23 protein-coding genes are annotated in these 21,944 nt (G+C 71.3%); 16 read left to right on the top strand and 7 right to left on the bottom strand.

Translation table 11 applies throughout. The features are described 5' to 3' along the window. Positions 1-14: 14 nt before the first annotated feature. Entirely contained in the window at positions 15-545 is a 531-nt protein-coding gene (locus AB6A65_RS00585; RefSeq protein ID WP_371036410.1) for an Hsp20/alpha crystallin family protein, read from the top strand. 10 nt (positions 546-555) lie between these two features. Here AB6A65_RS00585 and AB6A65_RS00590 read toward each other — a convergent pair whose 3' ends face one another. From AB6A65_RS00590 to AB6A65_RS00610, 5 genes are all read right to left on the bottom strand, one after another. Beyond that, complete coding sequence (locus AB6A65_RS00590; protein WP_371036411.1) at positions 556-1,137, bottom strand: HPF/RaiA family ribosome-associated protein; 582 nt, start codon at positions 1,135-1,137, stop codon at positions 556-558. 116 nt (positions 1,138-1,253) lie between these two features. Further along, positions 1,254-1,718, bottom strand: a complete 465-nt coding sequence (locus AB6A65_RS00595; RefSeq protein WP_371036412.1) for a YbhB/YbcL family Raf kinase inhibitor-like protein — start codon at positions 1,716-1,718, stop codon at positions 1,254-1,256. Positions 1,719-1,760: 42 nt separating this feature from the next. Next, positions 1,761-1,976 carry a dodecin family protein gene (locus tag AB6A65_RS00600; protein ID WP_371036413.1) on the bottom strand — a complete coding sequence of 72 codons (216 nt, stop codon included), beginning with the start codon at positions 1,974-1,976 and terminating at the stop codon, positions 1,761-1,763. Between the two features lie 93 nt (positions 1,977-2,069). Beyond that, positions 2,070-4,820, bottom strand: a complete 2,751-nt coding sequence (locus AB6A65_RS00605; RefSeq protein ID WP_371036414.1) for a cation-translocating P-type ATPase — start codon at positions 4,818-4,820, stop codon at positions 2,070-2,072. A 127-nt stretch (positions 4,821-4,947) separates the two neighbouring features. Continuing rightward, positions 4,948-5,397 (bottom strand): hypothetical protein, encoded by a 450-nt coding sequence (locus AB6A65_RS00610; protein ID WP_371036415.1) that lies wholly within the window; start codon positions 5,395-5,397, stop codon positions 4,948-4,950. A gap of 615 nt (positions 5,398-6,012) precedes the next feature. Between AB6A65_RS00610 and atpD the strand changes: the two genes are divergently transcribed. The 10 genes from atpD (at position 6,013) to AB6A65_RS00660 (ending at position 13,309) form a co-directional block, all read left to right on the top strand. Further along, entirely contained in the window at positions 6,013-7,422 is a 1,410-nt protein-coding gene (gene atpD, locus AB6A65_RS00615; RefSeq protein WP_371036416.1) for a F0F1 ATP synthase subunit beta, read from the top strand. After that, on the top strand, positions 7,412-7,801 hold the full coding sequence (locus tag AB6A65_RS00620) for an ATPase (protein ID WP_371036417.1): 390 nt from the start codon (positions 7,412-7,414) through the stop codon (positions 7,799-7,801). Before atpD ends, AB6A65_RS00620 begins: the two co-directional genes overlap by 11 nt. Continuing rightward, on the top strand, positions 7,798-8,106 hold the full coding sequence (locus tag AB6A65_RS00625; RefSeq protein ID WP_371036418.1) for an AtpZ/AtpI family protein: 309 nt from the start codon (positions 7,798-7,800) through the stop codon (positions 8,104-8,106). The genes AB6A65_RS00620 and AB6A65_RS00625 overlap by 4 nt, the downstream gene beginning before the upstream one ends. Further along, entirely contained in the window at positions 8,099-8,383 is a 285-nt protein-coding gene (locus AB6A65_RS00630) for an ATP synthase subunit I (protein WP_371036419.1), read from the top strand. The genes AB6A65_RS00625 and AB6A65_RS00630 overlap by 8 nt, the downstream gene beginning before the upstream one ends. A 3-nt stretch (positions 8,384-8,386) precedes the next feature. Then, positions 8,387-9,097: a F0F1 ATP synthase subunit A gene (locus AB6A65_RS00635; RefSeq protein WP_371036420.1), complete on the top strand. Its 711-nt coding sequence runs from the start codon at positions 8,387-8,389 to the stop codon at positions 9,095-9,097. Between the two features lie 2 nt (positions 9,098-9,099). After that, positions 9,100-9,378 carry a F0F1 ATP synthase subunit C gene (locus tag AB6A65_RS00640; protein ID WP_371036421.1) on the top strand — a complete coding sequence of 93 codons (279 nt, stop codon included), beginning with the start codon at positions 9,100-9,102 and terminating at the stop codon, positions 9,376-9,378. A 3-nt stretch (positions 9,379-9,381) separates the two neighbouring features. After that, on the top strand, positions 9,382-10,188 hold the full coding sequence (locus AB6A65_RS00645) for a hypothetical protein (RefSeq protein WP_371036422.1): 807 nt from the start codon (positions 9,382-9,384) through the stop codon (positions 10,186-10,188). Then, entirely contained in the window at positions 10,185-11,741 is a 1,557-nt protein-coding gene (locus tag AB6A65_RS00650; protein WP_371036423.1) for an alternate F1F0 ATPase, F1 subunit alpha, read from the top strand. The genes AB6A65_RS00645 and AB6A65_RS00650 overlap by 4 nt, the downstream gene beginning before the upstream one ends. Then, positions 11,728-12,609 (top strand): F0F1 ATP synthase subunit gamma, encoded by an 882-nt coding sequence (locus tag AB6A65_RS00655; protein WP_371036424.1) that lies wholly within the window; start codon positions 11,728-11,730, stop codon positions 12,607-12,609. Before AB6A65_RS00650 ends, AB6A65_RS00655 begins: the two co-directional genes overlap by 14 nt. A gap of 85 nt (positions 12,610-12,694) precedes the next feature. Further along, positions 12,695-13,309 (top strand): endonuclease, encoded by a 615-nt coding sequence (locus tag AB6A65_RS00660; RefSeq protein WP_371036425.1) that lies wholly within the window; start codon positions 12,695-12,697, stop codon positions 13,307-13,309. 5 nt (positions 13,310-13,314) lie between these two features. On the opposite strand, the gene AB6A65_RS00665 is transcribed toward AB6A65_RS00660, so the two are convergent. Together AB6A65_RS00665 and AB6A65_RS00670 are read right to left on the bottom strand one after the other, a co-directional pair. Further along, a complete protein-coding gene (locus tag AB6A65_RS00665) occupies positions 13,315-13,773 on the bottom strand; it encodes a DNA polymerase III subunit chi (RefSeq protein ID WP_371036426.1) in 459 nt (152 codons plus the stop codon). Further along, entirely contained in the window at positions 13,773-15,236 is a 1,464-nt protein-coding gene (locus tag AB6A65_RS00670; RefSeq protein ID WP_371036427.1) for a leucyl aminopeptidase, read from the bottom strand. The genes AB6A65_RS00665 and AB6A65_RS00670 overlap by 1 nt, the downstream gene beginning before the upstream one ends. Before the next feature lie 138 nt (positions 15,237-15,374). Here AB6A65_RS00670 and lptF point away from each other — a divergent pair, with 138 nt between their 5' ends. Genes lptF through pdxA form a run of 5 tightly spaced genes read left to right on the top strand, consistent with a single transcriptional unit; the run spans position 15,375 to position 21,922 of the window. Beyond that, positions 15,375-16,517, top strand: a complete 1,143-nt coding sequence (gene lptF, locus AB6A65_RS00675) for an LPS export ABC transporter permease LptF (RefSeq protein ID WP_371036428.1) — start codon at positions 15,375-15,377, stop codon at positions 16,515-16,517. Next, positions 16,514-17,602, top strand: a complete 1,089-nt coding sequence (lptG, locus tag AB6A65_RS00680) for an LPS export ABC transporter permease LptG (RefSeq protein ID WP_371036429.1) — start codon at positions 16,514-16,516, stop codon at positions 17,600-17,602. The genes lptF and lptG overlap by 4 nt, the downstream gene beginning before the upstream one ends. Next, entirely contained in the window at positions 17,602-19,725 is a 2,124-nt protein-coding gene (locus AB6A65_RS00685) for an LPS-assembly protein LptD (protein ID WP_371036430.1), read from the top strand. The genes lptG and AB6A65_RS00685 overlap by 1 nt, the downstream gene beginning before the upstream one ends. After that, complete coding sequence (locus AB6A65_RS00690; protein WP_371036431.1) at positions 19,716-20,954, top strand: peptidylprolyl isomerase; 1,239 nt, start codon at positions 19,716-19,718, stop codon at positions 20,952-20,954. Before AB6A65_RS00685 ends, AB6A65_RS00690 begins: the two co-directional genes overlap by 10 nt. Next, positions 20,951-21,922 carry a 4-hydroxythreonine-4-phosphate dehydrogenase PdxA gene (pdxA, locus tag AB6A65_RS00695; RefSeq protein ID WP_371036432.1) on the top strand — a complete coding sequence of 324 codons (972 nt, stop codon included), beginning with the start codon at positions 20,951-20,953 and terminating at the stop codon, positions 21,920-21,922. Before AB6A65_RS00690 ends, pdxA begins: the two co-directional genes overlap by 4 nt. Positions 21,923-21,944 lie beyond the last annotated feature (22 nt).

The following is a 21,944-nucleotide window of genomic DNA, read 5'->3' on the forward strand; positions in this document are numbered from 1 at the left end:
AGGACCGACCGACCATGACGGACATGCCCGAAACCGCCCCCGACGCCGAGACCGAAGAGGCGCGCCGCTCGATCGCCGCGCGTGGCCTCGCGCCGCTCTGGAAGCTTCGCGACGAGATCGACGCGCTTTTCGAGGACATTCACGCGGGCAGCGCCTTCGGCCCGCTGCGCCGCCGGCTGGGCGCCGCGATGCCGGACGGCGCCGCGGCGCACGTGCCTCCCGTGGAGATGGTCGCGTCGGACGAGGAGGTCCGCGTCACCGCGGAACTGCCCGGGCTGCACATGAAGGACATCGACGTTCAGGTCTCCGACACCACCCTGACCATTTCCGGCGAAAAGCGCGAGGAGGTCGATGCGCGCGACGGTGCTGGCGAACTCGCCCTCTGCGAACGCCGCTACGGCGCCTTCTGTCGCGTCATCCGGCTGCCCGAAGGCGTGGACCCCGACGCGGCGAAGGCGAACTTCGCCAATGGCGTGCTGACCGTGCGCGTGCCGCGCAGGCCGGAGGCGGCGCCCCGCAGGATAGAGGTGAAACCGGGCGGCTGACGGTGCCGGATCACCCGCCGGAGGGATCGTATTCCATCGCGCCGATCGGGCGGACAGTGCTCGCCTGCGGGCCGATCTCGCTTTCGCCGGTCTGCACCACAAGCTCCACCGTGTCGCGCGGGTTCAAGTCCTCGAACCTGCCGTCGACGACCGCGTTGCGGTGGAAATAGATCAGCCGCTGGTCGGTCGCGATGATCTGGCCATAGCCCTCGTCGTGGTGGATCTCGACGATCTTGCCCTGCAAGGGCCCGTCATGCACCTTCACGTCGCCGCGGATCTTGTCCTTCCAGCGCTTGATCTCACGCTCCATCGACGCGAAGGCATCACGGATGGCCACCTGCAGATGCTCGTGCGCGGCCGCGTCCTTCTGCCGGGGATGCACGACGAGCTCGTCGCCCGGCACGCGTGCCTCCACCGTCACCTCGTAGAGATTGCCCTGCCGCTGGCTGCCGTGCGGCGCGCGAATGTAGACGTGGCAACTGGTGATCTGGTCGGTGAAGGTCTCGAGGTGGTCGACCTTCTCGCGGACGAGAGCCTTGATCTCGTCGGTGGGCTCCACATGCTTGAAGGTCAGTTCCAGGGGCGTCTGCATGTCTCGTCGATCTCCGTTGCATTAAGCGCGCCGCGCCCCGCGGCGGGCGGACGCTGCGAGGCAGCTTCACGCCGCGGCGCGCCGTGCGCATTGACCTCGCGCAAGTCGGCCGGGCCTCAGGGGCGGCCGTAGACGCCCACGAGCTCGGTGAACTCGATGATGTAGGGCGCGGCGAGGCGCATCACCTCGACGCAGGTCGCGTCGGGCGCCGCCGACACGATCCTGTCGCTCAGCGCGCTCAGCCTGAAATGGTAGGCGTGGGGCTTGTCGCCCTCGGGCGGGCACGGGCCGCCGTAGCCCGGCTTTCCGAAATCGTTCACGGCCTGGCGAAAGCCCGGCTCGATCGATTCCGGCCCGAAGCCCGCGTGCAGGAAATCGCGGTCCGGCGCGATATTGTAGGCGGCCCAGTGATGGAAGGTGCCGTCCGGCGCGTCGGGGTCGTCACAGACCAGAAGCAACTCCTTCGCGCCCTCGGGCACGCCCGTCCAGCGCAATGCGGGCGATACGTTCTGCCCGTCGCAGGTGAAGCGCGTCGGGATGGTCTCGCCCGGGTTGAAGTCCGGGCTCGTCAGCATGAGCATCGTGGCTGTCCTCGTTCCGTTTGCACCGATCCCCGGACCCCGTCAGGCGGCCGACCCGCCGTCGAGCGCGAAGCTGATCTTGGCGTTCACGCGGTAGCTGGTGATCTTGCCGTTCTCGACGCTCGCGTTCATTTCCTTGATGTAGACGGATTTCACGTTCCGGACGCTCTCGGATGCCTGCGTCACGGCATTCTGTGCCGCATCCTCGAAACTCTTGTCGGATTCGGCGAGAACCTCGATCACTTTGAGCATGGTCATGGCGTCTTCCTTTCCGCGTTGCGTTGCCCCTGCCCCTGGCAGGGCGCATCCGGGTTGATACCGCCACACGGCCGGGCCCTGCATTGACGGCGGTTAACGGTCCGATCGGTCGGGACGGGCCGCGGCCGCGCTGCCGGGCACCTCCCACTCGTGCGGGTCGAGCCAGTCGGGGCTCGCGAGCGTCAGCAGAAGCTGCCCCAGGGCGAGCGGCACGACGCTCATCCCCAGCGCGAGCCCCAGCCCCGCCGGCCCGGGCGCGGGCAGCCCCAGAAGATCCGACAGTCCGGGCATCCAGAGCGCGACCGCGACGAGCCCGAGGCAAAGCGCGATCGCCCCCCAGACATAGGGGTTGCGCGTGACCACGTTGCCGAAGAAGCCGCTTGCCGGGCTGCGCAGGTTGAACACGTTCCAGAGCTGCGCCAGCGCGAGGGTGACGAAGGCCACGGTCACGCCCTGCTCGGTCGACAGGCGCAACCAGTAGAGCGCGAGCGCGAAGGCGGCGAGCGTGGCCACAGTGATCGCAGCGCCCAGCGCCGCGATCAGCACCCAGCGCGGCCGGTCCACGATCGAGGTATCGGGATCGCGCGGCGGCTGATGCATGACCTCCTCGTCCCCCTTGCCGAGGCCCAGCGCGAAGGCCGGAAAGACATCGGTGACGAGGTTGAGGTAGAGGATCTGCAGCGGCAGCAGCGGCACCGGCATCCCCGCCGCGATGGCCAGTCCGACGACCAGCACCTCGCTCACGTTGCACGACATCAGGTAGACCACGAAGCGGCGGATATTGCCGAAGATGACCCGCCCCTGCCGCATGGCGTCGATGATCGTGCCGAAGGCGTCGTCCTTCAGCACCATGTCCGACGCCTCGCGCGCGACCTCGGTGCCGCGCTGCCCCATGGCGACGCCGATATCGGCCTTCTTCAGCGCGGGCGCGTCGTTGACCCCGTCGCCCGTCATCGCCACGACATGCCCCGCGTCCTGGTAGAGCGTGACGAGATCGAGCTTCGTGTCGGGCGCCACACGGGCGAACACGTCCGCCCTGAGCAGACGCTCGCGCGTCTCTTCGTCCGCTTCCTCGGCCGAGAAACCGGCCAGGTCCGAGCCGGGGATGACCGTGAGCTCGCCGTCGCCGAGCCCCGCATCGCGCGCGATGGTCTCCGCGGTGTCGGCATGGTCGCCCGTCAGCATGACCACCCTGACGCCGGCCGCCCGGCTGGCCGCGATGGCCTCGGTCACCGCCTCGCGCAGCGGATCGAGCAGGCAGACGAGCCCCACCAGCACGAGGTCCTCGTAGGGCTCCTCGTCCTCGCCTGCCCCCCGCTTCATGGCGAGCGCGAGAAGGCGCAGGCCGTCCCGGGCCGCCGCGCCGTTACGCGCCATCCAGTCCTCCCGGCCCGCCTCGTCAAGCGGCCGCGGGCCGTCGGGGCCCAGTTCCTGCGTGCAGGCGGCGACCACCTCCTCTGGCGCACCCTTGACCGCGAAGATCACGCCCTCCTTTGCGGCATGCACCGTGGCCATCATCTTCAGATCGGGATCGAAGGCATGCTCGGCGCGCGTCTCGTGGCGCTCGAGCAGCGCCTCCCGCCCCTCGCCGGACGCCTCGGCCACGGAAAGCAGGGCGATCTCCATCGGATCGCCGGACTGTCCCGCGTCGTCTTCCGCGCCGTCGCCGAGCGAAGCGGTGTTGCAGAGCGCACCCACGCGCAGCGCCCAGGCAAGGCGGTCGTCCTTTTCCGGGGAGACGTCGCTGTCGTCGGACATGAACGCCGTCTCGCCGTTGCACTCCACCTCGACGTCCTCGTCCGCGAGAAGGTAGCGCACCGCGGTCATGCGGTTCTCGGTCAGCGTGCCGGTCTTGTCGGTCAGGATCACCGTCGTCGCGCCCAGCGTCTCGACCGCGGAAAGCCGCCGGATGAGCGCGTTGCGCCGCGACATCCGCAGCATCCCGCGCGCGAGGCTGAGCGTGGCCACCACCGGTAGGCCCTCGGGCACGGCGGCCACGGCGAGCGCCATGCCGGTCTGGACGATCGCGGCCATCTCGTAGCCGCGCAGGAGGCCGATCCCGATGACGACGACGGCGAGCGCCAGCGTCAGGAAGACAAGGCGGTGGCCGAGCCGGTCGAGGCGCCGCTCGAGCGGCGCCGCCTCGCCTTTCGCGCTCTGCGCGAGGTCGCTGATCCGGCCGATCTCGGTCTCCATGCCGGTGGCCACCACCACGCCGGCGCCCCCGCCCTGGGTGATCGCCGTGCCCTTGAAGACCATGCCGGGGCGGTCGCCCACGCCCGCCTCCGCCTCGGCGGCGTCGCCGCTCTTGGCGACGGGAGCCGATTCGCCTGTCAGGACCGATTCGTCGCTTTGCAGGTTGGAGCACGCGACGAGCCGCAGATCGGCCGTGACCACGTCGCCCGCCTCGAGCACGACGATGTCCCCGGGCACGATATCGTGGGCGTCGATGCGCCGCTCCTTGCCGTCGCGGCGGACGCGGGTGCGGACCTCCGCGATGTCGAGAAGCGCCTCCATCGAGCGGGCGGCGCGCAGCTCGGTCACGAAACCAATGGAGCCGTTGATGACCAGAACCGCCACGATGGCGAGGCCCTCGGCCAGGTCGCCAAGCGCGAAGGACAGCACGGCCGCCGCCGCGAGAAGCCAGACGATGACGCTCTGGAACTGGTGGACGAGGATCTCGACGACGCTCTTGCGCTCCGTCCGGCGCAGCTTGTTCTCGCCGTGCTCCTCGAGCCGTCTTTCGGCCTCGCGGACGGAAAGCCCCTTCTCTGGCGTGACATCCAGCTCTTCGGCCACGTCCGCGGCCGGGCGCGCATGTGCGTCTTCCAGGGGACGTGCCAAGGGCGCCTCCGCTCCACGCCGCGCGGATGCACGCAGGCGCGGCGACGATGCTGCGGGGACCGGCGTCCCGCCTTAACCCAGATCAAGGCAGGCGCGGCCGCCCGCGCAGACCGCGCGCGTCAGGAGGTCAGGAATTCCCCGACGAGGCCGGCGCCTTCCGGGTGCCCGAGGTCTTCCGCGCGCTCGCAGTGTTTTCGCTCTGCGCGTCCATGCCGCCGGCCGACATGTGCCCGGCACAGCGCTGGCACAGTTCAAGCCATTCCTGCCAGTCGGCCACCATGCGCTGGACCGATTCGGCCTGCCAGTCGCCCATGGCCTTCATCGCCGAGCCCGGATCGCTCACGCCGCCCTCGCGCAGCTCGCGCGCGGTCTCCATCGCGGTGCGCGCGGCGACGTGGCGACGCTCGAACCAGTGGCGCGAAAACGCCTCCGCCTCGTCGAGAAGCTGTTCCTGCGCCTTCCAGAATTCCTCCATCTGCGGCGCGGCGAGCGGACTGGATCCGAAGGCACGCTGAACCTGCTGCATCATCTCGGGAATTCCGCCGGTCGTCGTCTCGGTGGATTTCGAACTGGCCATGTCTGTCCTCCTCGGATGTCCGTCGCGTCGGGGGCTGCATGACGCGTCGGCGCCGCACGCGCATTAATCTCTGTCAACGGACGTCCGGGAAATCCCCGGGCGGGCCCGGCTTGCCGCATCGCGGCGAAGTCGGGGCGATACGCGCCGCCGGACGGTGTGCTATCCTTCGCGGCGCGGCACCGCTCAATGAGCGCGATCAATGCGCTCGGGCGCCGCCGCAGGGATCACGTCGTGGGGTGCGCCCATGCGCGCATGAAGGCGGCGACATGCCCGATCGTGCAGGACCATCATCGCCGGCCGGCCGGGACCGGGGGCTTCTTGCCCGCAAGCTCGGCCCGATGCCCGCGGCCTCGCTCCGCGCGATGCGGGATTACGGGCTCGCCGACGCGGAAATCGCCCGTTACTACGGGATGACGCCGGCCTCCGTGGCGCGGTGCCGCCGGCTGTTCTGCGCCGGCGCGCCCGAGGGCCGCCGGGACACGCCGCGCATCCCCCCGCCCCAGGGGAGCGGCGGGGCATTTGATCGAGGTTAAGGTGGGCCGCCTCGGCGCTTCCTAGAAGGATCCGAGGGCCGTGCGCGAAAGCGCCCGGGGGCAAACGCACGGAGCGGGACAGGTGACGGACGAAGGCCGGACCGGCAAGATCGTGGCCCTCGAGGGCGGGGTGGCCGATATCCGCTTCGAGGGGGCGCTGCCCGAGATCGGAACGCGGCTCGTCACGCTGTCCGATCCGTCCGTGACGATCGAGGTGGCGGATCTGCCGTCCCACGACACCGCGCGCGGCCTGATCCTGGACCCAGCGCCGGTGCTGCGGCTGGGCCTTGCCGTGCGCGACACCGGCGGGCCGCTCGCGGTGCCCGTGGGAGAGGCGCTGCTCGGGCGGGTGTTCAACCTTTTCGGCGACACCATCGACGACCGCGACCCGCTGCCCGACCTGCCCGGCCGCTCGATCCACGGCGAGCCGGTGGCGCTGTCACGCCGCCGGGTGGAGAACGAGACCTTCGAGACCGGCATCAAGGCCATCGACCTGCTCTGCCCGCTGGAGCGCGGCGGCAAGGCGGGGCTTTTCGGCGGCGCGGGCGTGGGCAAGACCGTGCTCATCACCGAGATGATCCACAACATGGTGGCCGAGTACGAGGGCGTCAGCCTTTTCTGCGGCATCGGGGAGCGCTGCCGCGAGGCGGAGGAACTCTACCGCGAGATGGGCGAGGCCGGGGTGCTGGAGCGCACGGTGATGATCTTCGGGCAGATGAACGAAAGCCCGGGCGTACGCTTCCGCGTGGGCCACGCGGCGCTGACCATGGCGGAGTATTTCCGCGACGACGCGCGCCGCGACGTGCTGCTGCTGATCGACAACATCTTCCGCTTCGTGCAGGCGGGGTCCGAAATCTCGGGGCTGCTCGGGCGCATCCCGTCGCGGGTGGGCTACCAGCCCACGCTGGGCACCGAGCTGGCCGCGCTGGAAGAGCGGATCTGCTCCACCGATCGCGGCGCCATGACCTCCGTGCAGGCGGTCTACGTGCCCGCTGACGACTTCACCGACCCGGCGGCCACGCACACCTTCTCGCATCTGTCCGCATCCATCGTGCTGTCCCGCAAGCGCGCGGCCGAGGGTCTCTACCCCGCGATCGATCCGCTGAAGTCCTTCTCGAAGATGCTGACGCCCGGAACGGTGAGCGAGCGCCACTACCGCGTGGCGCGCGCCGTGCGCAACGCGCTTGCGGAGTACGAGGACCTCAAGGACATCATCGCGATGCTGGGCCTCGAGGAGCTCTCCGAGGGCGACCGCGCCACCGTGCGCCGCGCCCGCCGGCTGGAGCGGTTCCTGACCCAGCCCTTCTTCAGCACCGAGGCGATGACGGGCCGCGCGGGGACGTTCGTGCAACTCGAGGACACGCTGACCTCCTGCGAGCGCATCCTCGCCGACGAATTCTCCGGAACCGGCGAAAGCGCCTTCTACATGATCGGCACGGTGGACGAGATCGACCGCGGCGCGCACGACGAAGGGGCCCCGGATGCGGCTTAGGATCGTCACCCCGCGCGAGATCCGCCTCGACACCGGGGTGCGGCGCATCGTGGCCGAGGCGCCCGACGGCGCGTTCGGCATGTGGCCCAACCACATCGATTTCGTCTCGCAGCTTGCGGCCGGGCTTGTCTTCTACGAGGACGCGGAGGGGCGCGAGCGCTATGCCGGCGTCACGCAGGGCACGCTCGTCAAGCGGGGCGAGGACGTGCTCGTGTCCACGCGCGAGGCGGTGCTGGGCGAGGATCCGGCGACTGTGCGCGATCGCGTCGAGGAGGCGTTCCGCCGGCTGGAGGAGACCGAGCGCGCGGAGCGCGCCGCCCTCGCGCGGCTGGAACTCGAACTCATGCGCCAGTTCAGGGAGCTCGACATCTCGGCATGACGAAGAAGACCGACACGGACGAGGGGCCCGCCGACAAGGACGCGCGCGAGATCGCGCGCAAGGCCACGCGCAAGCAGAAGGCGCTGCGCGAGGGCAAGGACAACCCGTTCTTTGGCCTCGCCATGTTCGGGCTGGTCGGCTGGGCGGTGGCGGTGCCCACCGTGCTGGGCATCGCGCTCGGCGTCTGGCTCGACGCGCGCACCGGGGGCGAGATCTCGTGGACGCTCACCTTCCTCTTCGCGGGCGTCGTACTGGGCTGCCTGAACGCCTGGTACTGGGTGCAGAAGGAGGGCCGGGATGACTGAGGCCGCGCTGCCGCTTCTCGGGGCCTTCCTGGCCGGCGCGGCGCTCGGCGCGGCCTATTTCGGGCTGCTCTGGCGCTCGGTTCGCGCGCTCGGCACGGGCGGCTGGGGGCGCTTCGCGGCAGGCGCCGCGGCGCGCGCGGCGCTGGTGCTGGGCGCGCTCGCCGCGGCGCTCGCCACGGGCGTCGGTGCGGCCGGGATCGGCCTTGCGGCGCTGGGGTTTCTCGCCGCGCGGCTCTGGGCCACGCGGGCCGCGCGGCGCCCCACGCGGGAGGGCTAGGCGATGGAGATCAGCCCCGACGCGTGGGTCCTGCACGAATGGCGGGGTATCGCGCTCAACGCCACGATCGTCTTCACCTGGGCGGTGATGGCGCTTCTGGTCGCCGTCTCCTGGGCGATCACCTCGCGCCTGTCGGAGGGCGAGACGGTCTCGCGCTGGCAGGTGATGCTCGAGGTCGTCGTCACCGGCATCCGCGACCAGATCGCCGAGATCGGCGCCGACCGGCCGGGGCGCTACCTGCCCTTCATCGGCACGCTCTTCCTGTTCATCGCGGTGTCGAACCTGCTGACGGTGGTGCCGGGCTATGTCCCGCCCACCGGCTCGCTGTCGACGACGGCGGCGCTGGCGGTGGCGGTGCTGATCGCGGTGCCGCTCTTCTCGATCACCGAGCGCGGGATCCTGGGCTACCTGCGCACCTACATCCGGCCCACGCCCTTCATGCTGCCCTTCAACATCATCAGCGAGGTCTCGCGCACGATCTCGCTCGCCGTGCGGCTTTACGGCAACGTGATGAGCGGCACGGTGATCGTGGGCATCCTGATCAGCATCGCGCCGTTCTTCTTTCCCGTCGTGATGCGCCTTCTGGGTCTGCTCACCGGGCTCATCCAGGCCTATATCTTCGCCGTCCTGGCGATGGTCTACATCGCCTCGGCCACGCGCAGCCGGCGCGAACGCGAGACCGACGCGCAGGACCGCTCTAGCAAGGGAGACTGAGAATGGACACGTCCACACTGGTCGCGATCGCCTCGATCGTCACGGCGGGGCTGACGATCACCGTCGGCGCGATCGCGCCCGCGCTCGCCGAGGGGCGCGCGGCGGCAAGTGCGCTCAGCGCGATCGCGCAGCAGCCGGACGCCTCCAACACGATCACGCGCACCCTCTTCGTGAGCCTCGCGATGATCGAGTCGACCGCGATCTACTGCTTCGTCGTGGCGATGATCCTGCTCTTCGCCAACCCGTTCACGGAGGTCGCGACACAGGCCGCGGGAGGCTAGGCGGTGGAGGTCGACTGGATCACCTTCGCGGCGCAGCTGGTCAACTTCCTCATCCTGATCTGGCTGCTCCAACGCTTCCTCTACGGCCCGATCACCGCGGCCATGGCGCGGCGCGAGGCGCGCATCGCCGACCGGATGGCCGAGGCCCGCGACGCGCGCCGTACCGCCGAGGACGAGAAGACGCGCCTGCGCGAAGAGCGCGAGGATCTCGAAAGCCGGCGCGAGGACATCCTCGCCGAGGCGCGCAAGGACGCCGAGGAGCTTCGCGGCGAGCTGGAAACGCAGGCGCGCGAAGAGGTGGACCGGAAGCGCCGCGCCTGGCTCGGCCATCTCGAGGACGAGCGCCACCAGATCGTCGGAAGCCTGCAGGAGCGAGTCTACCGTTTCATCCTCGAGACCGTGCGCCGGCTTCTGCGCGACTTCGCCGACACCGAGCTGGCCGCGCAGACCGCGCGGGAATTCGCGCGCCGGCTCGAGGCGCTGGACGAGGACGCGCGCGCGCGGCTCTCGGGCGCGGCCGCCGATGCGGAGGGGCCGCTCGTCGTCGAAAGCGGGCTCGACCTGCCCGAGGAGGCGCGCGCGCATGTGGCGCACGCCATCCGCGGGATCCTCGACGACGAGGACGCCCGGATCCGCTTCGACACCGACCCCGATCTCCTGATCGGCCTCAGCCTCACCGCGGGCGACCAGACGGTGCGTTGGTCGGGCGAGCGGCACCTCGACCGGCTGGAGGATACGGTGCGCGAGGCGATCGAGGCCCGGACCGACACCGCGCGGGATGGCGGGGCGCGCAAGGCGGCGGACGCATGACGCTGCGCGACGAGATCGGGCGCGCGGCGTTCTTCGAGCCGCTGGAGACGCTTCTTAAGGACACCCGGCCCGAGCTCGAGGTGGCCGACCTGGCCCATGTGACGAGCGTGGGCAACGGGGTCGCGCGGGTCGTGGGCTTCACCGACCTGCACGCCGACGAGCTCGTCAGCTTCGGCGCGGGGCTCATGGGGATCGCCTCCAGCCTGGGCGAGCGGGAAACCGGCGTGATGGTTCTGGGGCCAACCGAAAGCATCCGGCCCGGCGACCGGGTGCGCCGCACGCACCGGGTGGTGGACGTGCCCGTGGGGCGCGCGCTTCTGGGCCGCGTGGTGGACGCGCTCGGCCGGCCCCTCGACGAGGCGGGGCGGCTCGAGGCCGAGGACCGCGCCCCGGTGGAACGCACTGCGCCGCCCATCATGCATCGCGCGCCGGTGGAGGTGCCGCTTCAGACCGGGATCAAGGCGGTGGATGCGGCGGTCCCCGTGGGCCGGGGTCAGCGCCAGCTCGTCCTCGGCGACCGGCAGACCGGCAAGACCGCCATCGCGGTCGACACGATCCTCAACCAGGCCGACAGCGGCGTCGTCTCGGTCTATTGCGCCGTGGGCCAGCGCGCCTCGGCGGTGGCGCGGGTGATCCAGCGGCTGCGGGACGAGGGCGCGCTGGAGCGCACGGTCGTCGTCGCGGCGAGCGGCGAGGACGCGCCGGGGCTGCAGTTCATCGCGCCCTACGCCGCCACCAGCATCGCTGAGGCGTTCATGGCCGAGGGCCGCGACGTCCTGATCGTCTACGACGACCTCACGCGCCACGCCCGCGCCTATCGCGAGATCTCGCTGCTGCTGCGCCGCCCGCCGGGGCGCGAGGCCTACCCGGGCGACATCTTCTACATTCACTCGAGGCTGCTGGAACGCGCCACCCATCTGCGCGACGCCCATGGCGGCGGCTCGCTCACGGCGCTGCCGGTGATCGAGACGCAGGCGCAGAACATCTCCGCCTACATCCCCACCAACCTCATCTCGATCACCGACGGGCAGATCTACCTGTCGCCCAAGCTTTTCGAGAAGGGACAGCTTCCCGCCATCGACGTGGGCAAGTCGGTGAGCCGCGTGGGCGGCAAGGCGCAGCTGCCCGCCTACCGCGCCGTGGCCGGCGACCTGCGGCTTTTCTACACCCAGTTCGAGGAGCTCGAGACCTTCGCGCGCTTCGGCACCCAGATGGACGAGGAGACGCGCACCAAGCTCGCCCGCGGGCGGCGGGTGCGCGAGATCCTGCGCCAGTCCGAAGGCCTGCACCTCTCGGTGCCCGACCAGATCGCCGCCCTGCTCGCCGCCACGTCGGGCCTTTTCGACGACATCCCCGTGGAGGACATCGCCCGGGCGGAGCGGCGCGCGATGGACGCCGCGCGAAAGAATTGCGAGGAGATCACCACCCGCCTCGCGGAGGGCGGCGCGCTGGAGGACGCGGACCGCGACGCGCTTCTGAAGGCGATGGAGGGCGCGCTCGACGACATGCGCGGGGACGGTTCGGGCGGGGAGCGCGGAGATGGAAACGCTTGAGTCGCTCGGCGAGAAGCTCGACACCACCGGCGATATCCGCGCCATCGTGCGGACGATGAAATCGCTCTCCTCGGCCAGCATCCGCGGCTACGAGCGCGCGGTGGAGGCGGTGGGCGAATACGAGCGCTCGGTGGAAATGGGGTTGCAGGTCGTGCTGCGCGACGGCCCGCCGCTGGAGCGCCGCGGCGCGTCGTCGAAAGGGCCCGACGGTCTAGTGGTCCTCGGCTCGGATCGCGGGCTGTGCGGGCGTTTCAACGACCGGATCGCTCAGCACGCATCGACCTGGCTGGAGACCGTGCGGGACGGCCATACCCGGCTGGTGGGCGTGGTGGGCATCCGCGCCGCCGCGCGGCTCGAGGCGCTGGGCGCGCCGGCCGACGGGGTCTTCACGCTGCCCGGCTCGATCTCGGGACTGGCGCAGGCGGTCAACGCCCTCTCGGTGGAGATCGAGCGGCGCGTCTCGGCGGGCGAGGTGCGGTCGGTGACGCTGGCCTACAACCGCCGGACGCAGGACGCGCTCGCCCAGCCGATGGACCGGCGCCTCGTGCCCGTGCCGGAGCGGTATCTGCGGGAACTGGCCGCGCGGCCCTGGTCCGGGCCGTCGCGCCCGACCTACCGGATGGAGCGGTCCGCGCTCTTTTCCTGGCTCGTCCGCCAGCATGTCTTCGTGGCGATCTACCGCGGCTTCGCCGAATCGCTGGCGAGCGAGCACGCCTCCCGGCTCGCCGCGATGCAGAGCGCCGAGCGCAACATCGACGACCGGCGCGAGGAGCTTGAGGGCCGCTACCGCCAGAAACGCCAGGAGACGATCACGCGAGAGCTTCTCGACGTGGTCTCGGGCTTCGAGGCGGTGCGGCACCGGGGCTGAGGCCGGACGCGCGCAGGCACCGGTTGACGCGCGTCATTGCCGGGGGCGGGCGTTGCGGGCGAAGCTCTGCCCGAAGGAGGACGACGTGACCGGCACGACGCAGAAGGACATCGCGGCCGATCTGATGGCGCGCCACGGCCCCTCGCTCGCCGGGGAGCTCGGCCTCGAGCTTTCGCAGAACACGCCTGCGCCGCTCTTCCGGCTCCTGTGCGCGGCGCTTCTGCTCAGCGCGCGGATCTCCTCGGATCTCGCCATGCGCGCCGCCGCCGCGCTTGCAGAGGCGGGCTGGACCACCCCCGCGAAACTGGGCGACAGCACCTGGCAGGAGCGGGTGGAGGTCCTGAACGGCGCGGGCTACGCGCGCTTCGACGAGAAGACGGCGACCATGCTGGGAGAGCTTGCCGAAAAGCTCCTCGACGACTACGGCGGCGACCTGCGCCGCCTGCGCCGGGCCGCGGGGCGCGACCCGGACGAGGAGCATCGCCTGCTCCGGGAATTCAAGGGGATCGGAGATCTCGGCGCCGACATCTTCTGCCGCGAGGCGCAGGTGGCGTGGGACGAGCTTTACCCTTACGCCGACAGCCGCACCCTTTCGGAGGCCGCGCGGCGAGGCCTTCCCGAGACGCCCGAGGGGCTTGGCGACCTCGTCGGCCGCGCAAGGCTGCCAGGCCTGCTCGCCGCGCTCATGCGCGCCACTTGAGCGGGTTAGGCCTCGGCCTTCTTCTCCCAGCGCCCCGACGCCTCCGACCAGTATTGCGCGGTGCAGCCCGCGCCGGTGAGCGTGCGCCACTGGTCGCGGGCCGCCTCCACCGCCGCGCTGTCGTTGCCGTCGAAAAGGATGCACACCCGTTCGAGGGCCGCGGTCTCCTCGGGCGAGACGCGTGCGCCGTCCACGGCCATCACGCAGGCCGCGGCGTTCGGGGCCTCGTGCGAGGTCGTCAGCAGAACCGGCTGGAGGGCGTCATGCGGGCCGCCCGCCTGCCCGTGCGGCAGGAAACGCTCCTCCGGCCCGAGCCAGAGCTTCTGGTCGAGCCAGTCGATCCGCTCGGGATCCGTGCCGCGCACCGCCACCCGCCAGCCCTGCGCCAGCGCCCGCTCGAGAAGCTGCGGCAGCGCCTCCTCGAGCGGGCGGCGGGTGAGGTGGTAGAAGTAGGCCGCGCCCATCAGTCCTCGAAACGGTCGGCCACCAGCCGGTCGAGCGCGAGCACGCCCCAGCCCGTGGCCCCCTTCGGCGCGAGCGCGGTGTCCTTGCCGACCCGCGCCACGCCCGCGATGTCGAGGTGAATCCAGGGGGTCTCTTCCTTGACGAACCGGCCCAGGAACTGCGCCGCGGTGATCGAGCCCGCGGTGCGGCCTCCGACGTTCTTCATGTCCGCGATATCGCTCTTGATCAGCTCGTCATAGGCATCGCCCATGGGCAGGCGCCACGCGCCCTCGTCCTCCGCCTCGGCCGCCTTCAGGAACGCCGCCGCCAGCTTGTCGTCGTTCGAGAACACGCCCGCCTTCTCGTGGCCGAGCGCGATGATCATCGCGCCCGTGAGCGTGGCCAGGTCGATCATCCCGGCAGGCTTGAAACGCTCCTGCGCATACCACATCGCGTCCGCCAGCACGAGGCGGCCCTCGGCATCGGTGTTGATCACCTCGATCGTGTCGCCCTTCATCGAGGTCACCACGTCGCCCGGCCGCATGGCCGTGCCCGAGGGCATGTTCTCGACGAGGCCCACGATACCCACCACGTTGGCCTTCGCCTTGCGCAGCGCCACTGTCCGCATCACGCCGGACACGACCGCCGCGCCGCCCATGTCCATCGTCATGTCCTCCATGCCCAGCGCCGGCTTGAGCGAGATGCCCCCGGTGTCGAAGACCACGCCCTTGCCGACAAGCGCGAGCGGCGCGGCCTCCTTCGCGCCGCCCTTCCATTGCATCACCACCACCTTGGAGGGCGCGGCAGAGCCCTGCCCCACCGACAGCAGGCTGCCCATGCCGAGCTTCTCGAGGTCGGGCTCTTCCAGAACCTCCACCTCCACGCCGGCGTCGCGCAGCCCCTCGAGCCGTTCGGCGAACTGGATCGTGTTGAGGATGTTGGCGGGCTCGCTCACGAGGTCGCGGGTGAGATAGACGCCCTCGACGCGGGCGGCGCAGGGCACCCAGGCGGCCTCGGCCGCGCTCGGGTCGGACACCATCACCGTGACCGGGCCGGGCGCGGGGGCCTCTTCGCCCTTGTGCTCGGTGAACGCGTAGGCGCGCAGCGCCGCGCCCAGGGCGAGTTCCGCGGCATTGCGGCGATTGCCCGCCAGCACCGTGAGCGCCCCCTCGCCGCGCGCCACCCGCGCGCCGGCCTTGCGCGCCTCAGCCACCGAGGGCCGGCGCGGCAGGCTGACGATCTCCACCGCCTCGGCGGCCATGCCGGTGGGCCAGGCCAGGGTGATCGCCTCGCCCGGCTTCAGCTTGGCAAAGCGCGGCGACTCGACCGCGCGCGCCACCGCGCCCTTGGTCAGCCGGTTCACCCGGCGCGCGCCGGTGTCGAGCCGCCCGCTCTCCTCGACGAGGACGGCGACGCGCCCCTCGCGGTCTGCCAGCGTGTCGAGATCGGTTTCGGCGAATGTCACGGCGACGGGTCGGGTCATCGGCGGCTCCCTGCATTTTCTGTTCGGATCGTGCCCCACGTCCTAGCGCGGGTGCGCCGGCTCTGCCAGATAGCAGTTTCAGGCCGCGGGCCTTTCCGATAGGACTGAGCGCGGTGCGGTTGCCGTCTGGGGGGACGCTTGGCCCGTTTCGACCGTTACATGCTGTCGCAGCTCATGGTGCTGTTCGGCTTCTTCGCGCTCGTTCTGGTCTCCGTCTACTGGGTGAACCAGGCGGTGCAGCTTTTCGACCGGCTGATCGCGGCGGGTCATTCCGCGACCGTGGTGCTGGAGTTCACGCTGCTCAGCCTGCCCAAGGTGGTCGGACAGGTGATGCCGCTTTCGGCCTTCGCGGCCGCGGTCTACGTCACCAACCGGCTTTCCAACGAGAGCGAGCTGACGGTGGTGCAGGCCACGGGCTACTCGCCCTGGCGCCTCGCCCGGCCCGTGGCGGTCTACGGCCTCATCCTCGCGGCGATGACCGCGGCGCTGAGCCACGTGCTGATCCCGGCCAGCGGCGCGCAGTTCGCCCAGCGCGAGGCCGAGATCGCCGAATCCCTCTCGGCCAAGCTTTTCCGCGAGGGCGTCTTCCTCAACCCGTCCGAGGGCGTGACCTTCTACATCCGCGAGATCACGCCCGCGGGCGAGCTGCGCGACGTCTACCTCTCGGACCGCCGGCGCGCCGACCGGCCGGTGACCTACACCGCCGAGCGCGCCTTCCTGCTGCGCGAGGACGCGGCCACGCGGCTGGTGATGGTCGACGGCATGGCGCAGACGCTCTTCCGGGCCGACAGGCGCCTGTCCACCACGAGCTTCGACGAGCTGGCCTACGATGTCAGCAGCCTCGTCGCCGCGCGCGGGCCGCCGCGTCCCAACGTGCGCACCCTTTCGACCCTCGCGCTGCTCGGCGACCCCGGGCGCGCCGCCGGGATCACCGGCCAGGACCTGGGCCGCGTGCTGCAGGAGGCGCATCTGCGCTTCACCGAGCCGCTGCTCGTGGCGGTGGCCGCGCTCATCGGCTTCTCGACCCTCGTGGCCGGCGGTTTCAGCCGGCTCGGCATGGGCCGGCGGATCGCGCTCGCCATCTTCCTTCTGGTGCTGGTGGAGGTCGCCAAGGGCGCCGTCGTGACCCCGGTCCGGAACAATCCCGCGCTCTGGCCCGCGGTCTATCTGCCTGCGGCGCTGGGTTTCGCGATCTCGGCATGGATGCTCTGGCAGGCGGCGCGGCCCCGGCGGCGGCGCAGGGTCCGCGCGCCCGACCCGGCGGAGGGCGCGGCGGCATGATCCTGCATCTCTACTTCGCGCGGCGCTTCGCGCAGCTTTTCGGCGGGCTCCTGCTCGTCTTCTTCCTGTTTCTGGGCCTCATCGACATGGTGGAGCAGCTGCGCCGCTTCGAGGAGGCCGGTTTCGGCGAGATCATGAAGATCACGCTGCTGAACATGCCGCAGGTGCTTTACCAGTTCCTGCCGCTGGTGATGATCCTGTCGGCCATCGGCCTCTTCCTGGGTCTCTCGCGGTCCTCGGAGCTGGTGGTCACCCGTGCGGCGGGACGCTCCGGCCTCACCGCGCTTCTGGGTCCGCTCGTCGTGGCCGCCCTGATCGGCGCCGCGACGCTGACCCTGGGCAATCCGCTCGTCGCGGCCACTTCGGAGCGCTACGCCGAGTTGCGCGAAAGATACGGCGGCGGCGGGGCGGTCATCTCGATCGGGCGCGAGGGCCTCTGGCTGCGCCAGGGCGGCGCCAGCGGGCAGACGGTGATCCGCGCCGACCGCGCCAATGCCGACGCCACCGTGCTTTACGACGTGAGCTTCGTCTCCTACGCGCCAGGCGGCGGGCCGGTCCGCCGGATCGAGGCCGCCCGCGCCGAGCTCGGCGACGGGGCCTGGGAGCTTTCGCAGGCGAAGGACTGGCCGCTCGCCACCGGCACCAACCCGGAGGCGGCGGCGACGGTGCACGACCGCCTCACCCTGCCCTCCACGCTCACCCGCGAAGGCATCCGGGACAGCTTCGGCCAGCCCGCCTCGGTCTCGATCTGGCACCTGCCCGCCTTCATCTCGACGCTGGAAGAGGCGGGCTTCTCGGCGCGGCGCCACGCCGTGTGGTTCCAGATGGAACTCTCGCGCCCGCTCTTCCTGATCTCGATGATGATGGTGGGGGCGGCCTTCACCATGCGCCACGCCCGCGCGGGCCGCACGGGGCTTTTCGTGCTGGCCGCGGTGATGCTGGGCTTCGGACTCTACTACATCCGAAATTTCGCGCAGATCCTCGGCGAAAGCGGGCAGCTTGCGCCCTGGCTCGCGGCCTGGACGCCGCCCTTGGCCTCTGTCTTGCTGGCGATGGGCGTGCTGCTGAACATGGAGGAAGGCTGATGCGGGCCGCGGTCTGGCGGCATGCGCGCGTGTTCCTCGCCGCGGCGTTTCTCGCCGGCCCGGCGGCGGCGCAGGACGAGCCCGTGTTCCTGGTCGCCGACCGGGTCTTCCTGCAGGACAACGACACGCTCGTCGCCGAGGGCGACGTCGAGGCGCTTCAGGGCGACGTCCGGCTCAGCGCCTCGCGGCTGCGCTACGACGGCGCCGCCGGGCGGCTGGTCGTGGAAGGCCCGATCCGGATCGAGGATCCCGAGAGCGGCGCGGTGATCCTCGCCGACGCGGCCGATCTGGACGAGGGGCTGCGCGACGGGCTGATCGCCGGCGCGCGGCTGGTCCTCGACCGCCAGCTCCAGCTCGCCAGCGCGCAGTTGACCCGCGTGCGCGGCCGCTCCTCGATGATGACGCGCACGGCCGTGACCTCCTGCCAGGTCTGCGGCGACGAGCCGCCGCTCTGGCAGATCCGCGCGCGGCGCGTGATCCATGACGAAAAGGCCCGCCAGATCTACTTCGACGACGCGCAGTTGCGGGTGCTGGACGTGCCGGTGCTCTACCTGCCGCGGCTGCGCCTGCCCGATCCGACGCTGGAGCGGGCGCGCGGTTTTCTCTTTCCCCGGGTGCGCAACACCGAGCGGCTGGGCTTCGGGCTGAAGATACCCTATTTCATTCCCGTCGGCCCGCACCAGGACGTGACGCTCCCGCCCTACCTGTCGTCGGAGACGCGCACGCTGGAGCTGCGCTACCGCCGCGCCTTCGCGGATGGCGACATGCAGATCGACGCGGCGGCGAGCCGCGACAGCCTCGGCCGGGACGGCTTGCGCGGCTATGTCATCGGCGCGGGCGAGACCGGCCTGCCGCGCGGCTACCGGTTGCGCTTCGCCATCGAGGCGGTCAGCGACCGCGCCTACCTCAACGATTACGGCTATGCCGACAAGGACCGGCTGCGCAGCGGGCTCACGCTGTCGCGCGTGCGCGACCGGGACTATCTCGAGGCAGGCTTCAGCTACTACCAGACCCTGCGCGACGGCGAGAGCAACTCCACCCAGCCCACCCGCACCGCCAACATTCTCTATGAGCGGCTGATGCGGCCCGCCGCGATCGGCGGGCTGGCGCGGCTCGGCCTGTCCGCGCACGGCCATTTCCGCACGTCGGACGCCGACGTGCTGGGCCGCGACATGGCGCGCCTGACCGCCGAACTCGACTGGGAACGGCGCTGGACCGGGCCGGCCGGCCTGCGCGCGGGGCTGCGCGCCGGCCTCGCGGTCGATCACCTCGATGTCGCGCAGGACAGCACCGGGGCCGGGGCCGACACGGTCGTGACGCCCGCGCTCGGCGCAGAGCTTCGCTGGCCGCTGGTGCGGACCGAGAGCGGCGGGGCGCGCCAGCTTCTCGAACCCGTGGCGATGATCGCCTGGTCGGGCGGGGATCGCGCGGACATCGCCCCCGAAGAGAGCACCCTGCCCGAATTCGACGAGGCGAACCTGCTGGCGCTCTCCCGCTTTCCGGCCGCGGACCGGCGCGAGCGCGGCCTGCGCGGGGCCGCCGGGCTGCGCTGGGTCCGCGAGGACCCGGACGGGTGGAGCGCGGGCCTCGTGCTCGGGCGCGTCTGGCGCGACGATCCCGACGCGGCCTTCACCGCGGCCTCCGGCCTCGACAGCGGCGCCTCGGACTGGCTGGTCGCGGGCCAGCTCGAGCTGGCCGAGGGGCTTTCCCTGCAGGCGCGCGGTCTCTTCGCCACGCTGGGAGACGTCAACAAGGCCGAAGCGCGCGGCACCTGGAGCACCGACCGGCTGGGGCTCGGCGCGAGCTACCTGCTGCTGCCGGCCGATGCGGCCGGGGCGCGCCCCAGCGCGATATCGGAATGGAGCTTCGACGCCGACTATCGCCTCAGCCGGCACTGGACGGGCAGCGCGGAGTGGCGCTACGACATCGCCGGAAAACGCCCCGCGCGCGCGAAACTGGGCCTTGCCTACCGCAACGCGTGTCTGGAGGTCGCGCTTTCCGCCTCGCGGAACTATGCCAGCTCCGCTAGTCTCGAACCCGATACGGATTTCGGGCTGACGATCGCGCTCAAAGGTTATAGCACGGGTGGCAGCGCCAAGGAGTACCGACGCAGATGCAACTGAAATCGCTCATCGAACCGGCGCGGCGGATGGCACTCGCGCTGGCAGCCGCGGTCGCCCTCGCCGCTCCGCTCGCGGCGCAGGGACTCTTCGCGCCCGCCATCATCGTCGACGACCAGGTGATCACGCGTTACGAACTCCAGCAGCGCGAGCGGTTCCTCGTCCTGCTCAACGCCCCCGGCAACCCGGCCGAGCAGGCCCGCGAGCAGCTGATCGACGACCGTCTCAAGCTGGCAGAGGTGCGCCGCGCGGGCCTTCTGCCCACCGAGGAACAGATCGCCGAGGGCGTGACGGAATTCGCCGGCCGCGCGAACCTCTCGCCCGACGAGCTGGTGCAGGCCCTCGAAGCGAGCGGCGTGGCCCAGGAGACGCTGGTGGATTTCGTGCGCGCGGGCATCGGCTGGCGCAATCTCGTGCGGGCCCGCTTCGCCGGGCGCGCCGAGGTGAGCGAGGGCGAGATCGACCGCGCCATCGGCGGCGACGGGGCGGGCAACGTCCGCGTCAGGCTGGCCGAGATCATCCTTCCGCTGGACCCGGCCCGGCAGGACGAGATCCGCGCCCGCGCCGGCGAGATTTCCCGATACACCACCGAGGCCCAGTTCTCCGAGGCGGCGCGCCGCTTCTCGGCCGCGCCCTCCGCCCGCTCCGGCGGACAGCTTCCCTGGCAGGAGCTCACGCGGCTGCCGCCGGGGCTGCGGCCGCTGATCCTGGCGCTCGGGCCGGGCGATGTCTCGGACCCGATCCCGCTGGACGGCGCGATCGCCCTCTTCCAGCTGCGCGACATCGAGGAGACGGAGTATACCGCGCCCGACTACGCGGCGATCGAATACGCCAGCTACCTCATCCCGGGCGGCCGCACCGAGGCCGCGCTGGCCGAAGCCGCACGCGTCCGCGCCGCGGTCGACCGCTGCGACGACCTTTACGGCGTCAATCTCGGCCAGCCCGACGAGCGGCTCGAACGCGTCAGCCTGCCGCCCGACGAGGTGCCGCGCGACGTCGCGCTGGAACTCTCGCGGCTCGACGACGGCGAGATCTCGACCGCCCTGACCCGGCGCGACGCCGCGAGCAACGCGAACCTCGTCCTGCTGATGCTCTGCGGCCGCACGCCGGAGATCGCGGAGGACGTCTCGCGCGAGGAGATCGAGATCGGGCTCAGGAACCGCCGCCTCGCCTCCTACGCCGACAGCCTGCTGCAGCAGCTGCGCTCCGAGGCGCGCATCGTCGAGCCATGACCGCGCCGCCCATGGCCGTCAGCTGCGGCGAGCCCGCAGGGATCGGGCCCGAGCTTGCGGCCCGGGCATGGCAGGCGCTGGGCGCCACGCGCCCCTTCTTCCTGATCGGCGATCCGGGGCATCTGCCGCCGGGCACGCCCACAACCGAGATCGACGCGCCGGAAGAGGCCGCGGAGGCGTCGCGGCACGGTCTGCCGGTGCTGCGGCTGCCCTTCCCGGCCCCGGCGCGCCCCGGCCGGCCCGATCCCGCCAACGCCGCCGCGGTGATCGAGGCCATCGCCCTGGGCGTCCGGCTGGTGCGGGGCGGCCGCGCCCGCGCGCTCTGCACGCTGCCGATCCAGAAATCCGTGCTGGCCGAGGGCGCGGGCTTCGCCTTTCCCGGCCACACCGAGTATCTCGCCGCGCTGGGCGAGGTGGATCGCGTGGCGATGATGCTGGTCTCGCCAGAGTTGCGGGTGGTGCCCGCCACGATCCATATCCCGCTTTCCGAGGTGCCCCGCGCCCTCACGCCCGAGGTGCTGGAAAGCGCGATCCGGCTGACCCATGACGGGCTGGTGCGCCTTTTCGGTATCGCGCACCCCCGTATCGCGGTCACGGGCCTCAACCCCCACGCCGGCGAGGCGGGGCGCATGGGCCGCGAGGAGATCGCGTGGATCTCCCCCCTGCTCGAGCGCCTGCGCGAGGAGGGGCTCGATCTTTCGGGGCCGCGCCCGGCCGACACGATGTTCCACGCCGCCGCGCGGGCGGGCTACGACGCGGCGGTGGCGATGTATCACGACCAGGCGCTGATCCCGGTCAAGACGCTCGACTTCGACCGCGGCGTGAACCTGACGCTGGGCCTGCCCTTCCTGCGCACCTCGCCCGATCACGGCACGGCGCTCGACATCGCGGGCACAGGCCGCGCGAACCCCGCCTCTACCCTCGCCGCGCTCGACCTCGCCTGGCGCCTGTCCGGCGGGGCGGCATGACCGGCGCGGGCACGCGCCGGAC

Source organism: Rhodosalinus sp. FB01 (genome assembly GCF_041365715.1).
Taxonomy (GTDB): Bacteria; Pseudomonadota; Alphaproteobacteria; order Rhodobacterales; family Rhodobacteraceae; genus Rhodosalinus.

What these genes read in the sequence shown, in the direction of transcription:
- AB6A65_RS00585 (WP_371036410.1), top strand. Translation starts at nt 15, where the DNA reads ATGACGGACATGCCCGAAACCGCCCCCGACGCCGAGACCGAAGAGGCG.
- AB6A65_RS00590 (WP_371036411.1), bottom strand. Translation starts at nt 1,137, where the DNA reads ATGCAGACGCCCCTGGAACTGACCTTCAAGCATGTGGAGCCCACCGAC.
- AB6A65_RS00595 (WP_371036412.1), bottom strand. Translation starts at nt 1,718, where the DNA reads ATGCTCATGCTGACGAGCCCGGACTTCAACCCGGGCGAGACCATCCCG.
- AB6A65_RS00600 (WP_371036413.1), bottom strand. Translation starts at nt 1,976, where the DNA reads ATGACCATGCTCAAAGTGATCGAGGTTCTCGCCGAATCCGACAAGAGT.
- AB6A65_RS00610 (WP_371036415.1), bottom strand. Translation starts at nt 5,397, where the DNA reads ATGGCCAGTTCGAAATCCACCGAGACGACGACCGGCGGAATTCCCGAG.
- AB6A65_RS00620 (WP_371036417.1), top strand. Translation starts at nt 7,412, where the DNA reads ATGCGGCTTAGGATCGTCACCCCGCGCGAGATCCGCCTCGACACCGGG.
- AB6A65_RS00625 (WP_371036418.1), top strand. Translation starts at nt 7,798, where the DNA reads ATGACGAAGAAGACCGACACGGACGAGGGGCCCGCCGACAAGGACGCG.
- AB6A65_RS00630 (WP_371036419.1), top strand. Translation starts at nt 8,099, where the DNA reads ATGACTGAGGCCGCGCTGCCGCTTCTCGGGGCCTTCCTGGCCGGCGCG.
- AB6A65_RS00635 (WP_371036420.1), top strand. Translation starts at nt 8,387, where the DNA reads ATGGAGATCAGCCCCGACGCGTGGGTCCTGCACGAATGGCGGGGTATC.
- AB6A65_RS00640 (WP_371036421.1), top strand. Translation starts at nt 9,100, where the DNA reads ATGGACACGTCCACACTGGTCGCGATCGCCTCGATCGTCACGGCGGGG.
- AB6A65_RS00650 (WP_371036423.1), top strand. Translation starts at nt 10,185, where the DNA reads ATGACGCTGCGCGACGAGATCGGGCGCGCGGCGTTCTTCGAGCCGCTG.
- AB6A65_RS00655 (WP_371036424.1), top strand. Translation starts at nt 11,728, where the DNA reads ATGGAAACGCTTGAGTCGCTCGGCGAGAAGCTCGACACCACCGGCGAT.
- AB6A65_RS00665 (WP_371036426.1), bottom strand. Translation starts at nt 13,773, where the DNA reads ATGGGCGCGGCCTACTTCTACCACCTCACCCGCCGCCCGCTCGAGGAG.
- AB6A65_RS00670 (WP_371036427.1), bottom strand. Translation starts at nt 15,236, where the DNA reads ATGACCCGACCCGTCGCCGTGACATTCGCCGAAACCGATCTCGACACG.
- lptG (WP_371036429.1), top strand. Translation starts at nt 16,514, where the DNA reads ATGATCCTGCATCTCTACTTCGCGCGGCGCTTCGCGCAGCTTTTCGGC.
- AB6A65_RS00685 (WP_371036430.1), top strand. Translation starts at nt 17,602, where the DNA reads ATGCGGGCCGCGGTCTGGCGGCATGCGCGCGTGTTCCTCGCCGCGGCG.
- AB6A65_RS00690 (WP_371036431.1), top strand. Translation starts at nt 19,716, where the DNA reads ATGCAACTGAAATCGCTCATCGAACCGGCGCGGCGGATGGCACTCGCG.
- pdxA (WP_371036432.1), top strand. Translation starts at nt 20,951, where the DNA reads ATGACCGCGCCGCCCATGGCCGTCAGCTGCGGCGAGCCCGCAGGGATC.